Below are 7,161 nucleotides of genomic sequence, written 5' to 3'. Positions count from 1 at the left end.
GAAGGGGGGGGGTTTCTTTTACTGGGGTGCCTTTGGGGGGGTGGGGCCGGGGCGGGGGGGACGGGGGGCGGGGGGGGAAGGGCGGGGGGGGGGGCGCCCCCGGGGCCCCCCCCACCTCTCAGGTGTGGATCAGGACTTGACGTACAGCTTGTAGAGCATGCAGCCGTCGAAGTTCGGGTCCATCTTCACGTTGCCGAGCTTGGAGCCGTGCATGTAGATGCGCTTCATGTACACGTCGGGGATGAAGGCGCCGGTCTCGGTGACCTGCTTGTCCAGGGCGGCCCACATCTTGTTGGCCTTGTCCTGGTCGGGCTCGGCGGTGGCGGCCTTGATCGCCGCGTCGACCGCCGGGTCCTTCAGGTGCGAGTAGTTCTGGCCCTGGTCGACGACGTTCTTGCTGGCGAACAGCGGGTCGAAGACCGAGTAGCCGGTCGGCCAGTCGGAGGACCAGCCGCCCCAGTAGATGTCGAACGGGTTGTCCAGCTTGCCGATCTGGTCGTACCAGGTGGTGGAGTCGACCGGCTTGGTCACGACGTCGAAGCCGGCCGCCTTCAGGGCGTTCTCGATGACGACGGTGATCTTCGACTGGGTGTCGTCCTGCTGGTAGGCGTAGACGACCTTGGCACCGGACTTGCCGGCCTTCTCCAGGATCTTCTTCGCGGCCGCCGGGTCGCCCGCCGGGTTCTTCAGCTTGCCCCAGACGTCCTGCGACTCGTAGCCGGCGACGAGCGGGCTCATGATGCCGGTCGCGTAGTCACCGCGGACCGAACCACCCTGCAGCTGACGGATCGCGGCGGTCGGCCAGGCCTTGATGAGGGCTTCGCGGACAGCCTTGTCCGTGACGCGGGAGGTGTTGATCCAGTAGCAGCTGACGCCGCTGCCCAGGGCCGAGAACACGCGGTCCTTGGCCTCGGTCTGCGCCTTCTGGACGCGCTCCTGCGGGATGGTGCGCCAGCTGACGGCGTACTGGTCGTTGCCCGTGTCGGCCAGCAGACGGTCGATGGCCGTCAGCTGCTCGATGCCGAAGCTGAACTGGAAGGTGTCCGGGTAGGCATTGCGGATCGGGTCGGTGGCCGCGTCCCAGTTGGTGTTGCGGACCAGGACCATCGCCTTGTCGGTGGTGTGCGACTGGACCTTGTAAGGACCGTTGGAGACCGGCTTCTTGTCGTACTTCTCCTTGGTGTCCTTCTTCACCGGGGTGGGCGCGTAGGTGTGCATCGCGACCACGTAGTTGAAGTCGGGGCGCGCCTCGGAGAGGCGGAAGGTGATGGTCTTGCCGCTGGTCTCGATGGACTTCAGGTGCTTGTTGCCGTACGGGCCGGGGTAGGCCTTGCGGTACTCGGCGCTGCCCGTCAGCCACTGCTGGACGTAGTTGGCGCCCTCGGTGATGAAGCTGGCGAAAGCGCGCTCGAAGCCGTGGCGGACGTCGTCGACGGTGACGTCGGAGCCGTCCTCCCACTTGACGCCGTCCTTCAGCGTGAAGGACCAGGTCTTGCCGCCGTCCTTCATGGTGCCCGTGTCGGTGGCGAGGTCGCCGACCAGGGTCATCGAGCCGTCGTCCGCGACCTTGTAGCCGGTCAGGGTGCGGGAGAGGACGATCGCCGCGAGCGAGTTCCAGGCGTAGTAGATGCGCTGCGGGTCGAGGTGCGAGAAGTCGTCGTCGTTCAGCAGGTAGACGGTGCCACCCTTCTTCGCGCCGGAGACCTCGGGGGCCGGACCCTTGGAGTCCTCGGCCGTACCGATCTTCACCGTGGTCGCGTTGGCCTTGGCGGCCTCCTGCTTGCCACCGGAACCGGTGTTGCTGCTGGAGTCACCGCTGCTGCACGCGGTCAGCACGGAGCCCGCGGCGGCGGCCACACCGGTGGCTATCAGGAAGTTTCTGCGCGAGAAGGACATCGCATCCTGCCTTGGAGTGAGAGTGATGAGAGAGAGGGTTCCGGCACCCCGGCGCCTTTGCCGTGGTTCTGAAAGGGCCGGAGTCAGCGCTTGGTCTTCGGGTCGAGCGCGTCGCGCACCGAGTCGCCGAGGAGGTTGAACGCCAGTACGAAGATCACCATGGCCAGGCCCGGGAAGAGCAGGAAGGTGATGTCGTCCTGGTAGACCTGGGCGGCGCGTCCGATCATGACGCCCCAGTCGGGGGTCGGATCCTTGATGCCGACGCCGAGGAACGCGAGACCCGCTTCCGTGGTGACCATCAGCGGCAGGTTGAGCGTCGCCTGAATGAGGATCGGAGTCCACAGGTTGGGCAGCAGTTCCTTGAAGATGATGCGTGCCGGAGACGCTCCCGTGACCTTGGCGGCCTCGACGAACTCCCGCTCGCGCAGGGCGAGTACCTGGCCACGCAGCAGTCGGGCGATGGAGGCCCAGCCGAAGACGGTGAGCAGCAGGATGAGGGAGCCGACCGTCAGCCACATCGGCGTGTTCTCGTCGGGCGCGACGAAGAGAGCGAGCACCACGGGCGTGAAGGCGACGAAGAACAGCTGCGACGGGAAGGCCAGCAGGATGTCGATGACCCGGCCGATGAACCAGTCCGTCTTGCCGCCCACGTAGCCGGCGGTGACGCCGAGCACGACACCGATGATCACCACGAGCAGCGTGATGGCGGTGGCGATCAGCAGCGAGTTGCGGATCGCGTAGAGCAGGAACGTGAACACGTCACGGCCGAGGCCGGGCTCGATGCCGAACCAGAACTCGCCGTCGATGCCGCCGTTGGGCTTCACCGGGTAACTGTTGTCGCCGAGCAGGCCCGGCGTGTTGAGCCCGTAGGTGGTGTACGGGTCCTTGCCGTACAGGCTCGCGATGAGCGGCGCCGCCAACGCGATCACAAAGAAGAAGATCACGATGAACGCCGATATGACGCCCGTACGGTCCCGCTTGAACCTGCGCCAAGCGAGCTGCCCGGGGGAGCGGCTCTCGTTGGCCTTCGGGGCGTCAGAAGTGGTCGACTTCTCGACGCTCTCGTCGGTCACCTCAAGCGGGGCAGCCGCTGATGGAGTTGGGGGGGTCATGGTGCTCCTGGCCCAAGGGAGGGTCTGATGACTCCGCAGGGCACTCCCCTACGGGCTACGCGGGACTTTTTCAACGCAATTCGTTCAAGGTCAATAAATTCTGGTCTCCCTTGGTCTTCTCTTTACCTTCTTTACCCCTGCTTGACCGTACCGTAGCTACGCGTGTAGCGCGCCGTAATCGTTCCGTGTCCGAACTCGGACCAACTGGGCAAAACGGGCAACGAGTTCGATATGCGGACGCCTCAGTGTCGGAATGCGTACATCTCGGGGTCACAATCCAACGGTTCCGCATCGGATGCCGGTGATCCGTTGCATCCGGCACCCAAGATCCATTGTGACCTGCGAAGAAGATCCTTTTCGACCCCCCAGCAGCAAGTTGCATCCGGAGTCGATCACTTTCGCGCCACTCCGCTCATGTCCCTCCAACGGCCGTCGAACGGACGCCGAACGGGCGCGGTGCGCATGCGGTATGGGCCTATTGCCTCGATATTGACCGGTAAAGGATCAGTGCTTCGGTCCGGTCGGCCCGGCGCTCAGGTAAAGAGCAAGCAAGAGGAGGCATCCATGCGTGGAGCCACGCACGCCAAGTGGGCCGCATGCGCGGCGGCGGTCGCCCTCGTGGCGACGGCCTGCGGGGGCGGGGGCGACAGTGGCGGCGGTGGCGATGCCGGTGGCGCGACGCTCAGCTCCTCCTGGGGGGACCCGCAGAACCCGCTGGAGCCGGCCAACACCAACGAGGTGCAGGGCGGCAAGGTACTCAGCATGATCTTCCGCAGCCTCAAGCGGTACAACCCGGAGAGCGGCCAGGCCGAGGACTGGCTCGCCGAGAAGATCGACACCACCGACTCGCAGAACTTCACCATCACCGTCAAGGACGGCTGGACGTTCAGCAATGGCGAGAAAGTGACGGCCCAGTCGTTCGTCGACGCCTGGAACTACGGCGCCAGCCTGAAGAACGGCCAGAAGAACGCGTACTTCTTCGAGTACATCGACGGCTACACCAAGACCCACCCGGACGACGGCAGTGCACAGAGCGCCGACACTCTCTCCGGACTGAAGGTCGTCGACGAGATGACCTTCACCGTCAAGCTCAAGCAGAAGTTCTCGACGTTCCCCGACACCCTCGGCTACCCCGCCTTCGCCCCGCTGCCCCAGACCTTCTTCACCGACCACGCGGGCTGGCTCCAGAAACCTGTCGGAAACGGGCCGTACACGATCGACTCCTACACCAAGGGCTCCCAGATGGTCCTGAAGAAGTGGGACGGCTACCCCGGTGAGGACAAGGCGCAGAACGGCGGCGTGACCCTGAAGGTCTACACCGACAACAACACCGCCTACACCGACCTCATGGCCGGCAACCTCGATCTGGTCGACGACGTGCCCGCCGCCCAGCTCAAGAACGTCAAGAACGACCTCGGCGACCGCTACCTCAACACCCCCGCCGGCATCATCCAGACCCTGGCCTTCCCCTTCTACGACCCGGACTGGAACAAGAGCGGCTCCGACAAGGTCCGCACCGGACTCTCCCGGGCGATCGACCGCGAGCAGATCACCAAGACGATCTTCCAGGACACCCGCACCCCCGCCACCGACTGGACCTCCCCGGTGCTCGGCGTGGAAGGCGGCTTCAAGGAAGGCCTGTGCGGGGACGCCTGCGACTACGACCCGGAGGAGGCCAAGAAGCTCATCCAGGAGGGCGGCGGCCTGCCCGGCGGACAGGTCAAGATCACATACAACGCGGACACCGGATCCCACAAACAGTGGGTCGACGCGGTCTGCAACTCCATCAACAACGCCCTCGACAACGAGACAGCCTGCGTCGGCAACCCCGTCGGCACCTTCGCCGACTTCCGCGCCCAGATCAGCGACCGGAAGATGAGCGGCCCGTTCCGCGCGGGCTGGCAGATGGACTACCCGCTCATCCAGAACTTCCTCCAGCCGCTCTACTACACCAACGCCTCCTCCAACGACGGCAAGTGGTCCAACGAGGACTTCGACAAGCTCGTCGACCAGGCCAACGCCGAGACCGACACCGCCCAGGCCGTCGAGACCTTCCAGCAGGCCGAGGAGGTCGTCCGGGACAACATGGCCGCCATCCCGCTCTGGTACCAGAACGGCAGCGCCGGCTACTCGGAGCGCCTCTCGGACGTCCGGCTCAACCCGTTCTCCGTCCCGGTCTACGAAGAGATCAAGGTCAGCTGACCCGCCATGGGGCGGTATGTGATCCGGCGGCTGCTCCAGATGATCCCGGTGTTCATCGGGGCCACGCTGCTGATCTTCCTGATGGTGAACGTGATGGGCGACCCCATCGCGGGCCTGTGCGGCGACCGGGAGTGCGACCCGGCGACCGCCGCCCAGCTGGAGAAGGAGTTCGGCCTCGACAAGCCCGTCTGGCAGCAGTACCTGACCTACATGGGGAACGTCTTCACCGGAGACTTCGGTACGGCGTTCAACGGCCAGCCGGTCACCGAGCTGATGGCGTCGGCGTTCCCGGTCACCATCCGGCTGACGATCGTCGCCATCTTCTTCGAGATCGTCATCGGCATCACCCTGGGCGTCGTCACGGGCCTCAAGCGGGGCCGCCCCGTGGACACCGGCGTCCTCGTGCTCACCCTCGTGGTGATCTCCGTCCCCACCTTCGTCACCGGTCTGCTGCTCCAGCTGCTGCTCGGCGTCGAGTGGGGGTGGATCAAGCCGTCGGTCTCCACCGACGCCACCTTCGGCGAGCTGATCGTGCCCGGTCTGGTGCTGGCCTCGGTCTCCCTCGCCTACGTCACCCGCCTCACCCGGACCTCCATCGCGGAGAACAAACGGTCCGACTACGTCCGTACCGCCGTCGCCAAGGGCCTGCCGCACCACCGGGTCGTCACCCGGCACCTGCTGCGCAACTCCCTCATCCCCGTGGTCACCTTCATCGGCACCGACATCGGCGCCCTGATGGGCGGCGCGATCGTCACCGAGCGCATCTTCAACATCCACGGCGTCGGCTACCAGCTCTACCAGGGCATCCTCCGGCAGAACACCCAGACGGTGGTCGGCTTCGTGACCGTCCTCGTCCTGGTCTTCCTGGTCGCCAACCTGCTCGTCGACCTCCTCTACGCCGTACTCGACCCGAGGATCCGCTATGCCTGAGCCGACCCCGGAGCCGCGCCTTCCGCAGCCGCATCTGCCGGGCCCGGCCCGCACCCCGGAGGAGGGCGTCATCGCCGACACGGGCGCGGGCGGCGCGATGGACCTGGCCACGTCGGAGGGGGAGACGCTGGAGAAGACCCCGAGCGGATCCTGGGGCGCGGGCCCCACGGAGAAGCCGCGGTCCCTCTGGTCCGACGCGTGGCGCGACCTGCGCCGCAACCCCGTCTTCATCATCTCCGGCCTGATCATCCTCTTCCTGGTCTTCATCTCCCTGTGGCCCGGGGCCATCACCTGGATGAGCCCCCTGCAGTGCGACCTCGCCAAGGCCCAGGAGGGCTCCCAGCCCGGCCACCCCTTCGGCTTCGACGGCCAGGGCTGCGACGTCTACACCCGCACCGTCTACGGCGCCCGGACGTCCGTCTCGGTCGGCGTCTGCGCCTCGCTCGGCGTGGCCCTGCTCGGCAGCGTGCTCGGCGGTCTGGCCGGCTTCTTCGGGGGCGCCGGGGACTCGGTCCTGTCCCGGATCACCGACATCTTCTTCGCGATCCCGGTCGTCCTCGGCGGTCTGGTCCTCCTCTCCGTGGTGACCAGCAATACGATCTGGCCGGTCATCGGGTTCATGGTGCTGCTCGGCTGGCCCCAGATCTCCCGTATCGCCCGTGGCTCGGTCATCACCGCCAAGCAGAACGACTACGTCCAGGCGGCCCGCGCCCTCGGCGCCTCCCACTCCCGGATCCTGCTGCGGCACATCGCCCCGAACGCCGTCGCCCCCGTGATCGTCGTGGCGACCATCGCGCTCGGCACCTACATCGCCCTGGAGGCGACCCTGTCCTACCTCGGCGTCGGCCTCAAACCACCCAGCGTCTCCTGGGGCATCGACATCTCCGCCGCCTCCCCGTACATCCGCAACGCCCCCCACGCCCTCCTGTGGCCCTCGGGCGCCCTGGCCGTCACCGTCCTGGCGTTCATCATGCTCGGCGACGCGGTCCGCGACGCCCTCGACCCGAAGCTGAGGTGAGGG

At 66.4% G+C, this 7,161-nt stretch carries 5 protein-coding genes; 3 read left to right on the top strand and 2 right to left on the bottom strand.

The features are described from left to right. Positions 1–129: 129 nt before the first annotated feature. Both ACZ6D7_RS10845 and ACZ6D7_RS10840 read right to left on the bottom strand, forming a co-directional pair. Complete coding sequence (locus ACZ6D7_RS10845; RefSeq protein ID WP_469486947.1) at positions 130–1,896, bottom strand: ABC transporter substrate-binding protein; 1,767 nt, start codon at positions 1,894–1,896, stop codon at positions 130–132. A gap of 83 nt (positions 1,897–1,979) precedes the next feature. After that, positions 1,980–2,969: an ABC transporter permease gene (locus ACZ6D7_RS10840; protein WP_469486943.1), complete on the bottom strand. Its 990-nt coding sequence runs from the start codon at positions 2,967–2,969 to the stop codon at positions 1,980–1,982. 603 nt (positions 2,970–3,572) lie between these two features. Here ACZ6D7_RS10840 and ACZ6D7_RS10835 point away from each other — a divergent pair. Genes ACZ6D7_RS10835 through ACZ6D7_RS10825 form a run of 3 tightly spaced genes read left to right on the top strand, consistent with a single transcriptional unit; the run spans position 3,573 to position 7,158 of the window. Beyond that, a complete protein-coding gene (locus tag ACZ6D7_RS10835; RefSeq protein WP_469486940.1) occupies positions 3,573–5,210 on the top strand; it encodes a peptide ABC transporter substrate-binding protein in 1,638 nt (545 codons plus the stop codon). Positions 5,211–5,216: 6 nt separating this feature from the next. Beyond that, a complete protein-coding gene (locus ACZ6D7_RS10830; RefSeq protein ID WP_469486936.1) occupies positions 5,217–6,140 on the top strand; it encodes an ABC transporter permease in 924 nt (307 codons plus the stop codon). Then, positions 6,133–7,158 carry an ABC transporter permease gene (locus ACZ6D7_RS10825; RefSeq protein ID WP_469486934.1) on the top strand — a complete coding sequence of 342 codons (1,026 nt, stop codon included), beginning with the start codon at positions 6,133–6,135 and terminating at the stop codon, positions 7,156–7,158. Before ACZ6D7_RS10830 ends, ACZ6D7_RS10825 begins: the two co-directional genes overlap by 8 nt. Positions 7,159–7,161: the final 3 nt, after the last annotated feature.

The sequence above is a fragment of the Streptomyces sp. NPDC041784 genome, from assembly GCF_055591025.1.
This window is presented reverse-complemented; position numbering and strand designations above follow the sequence as displayed.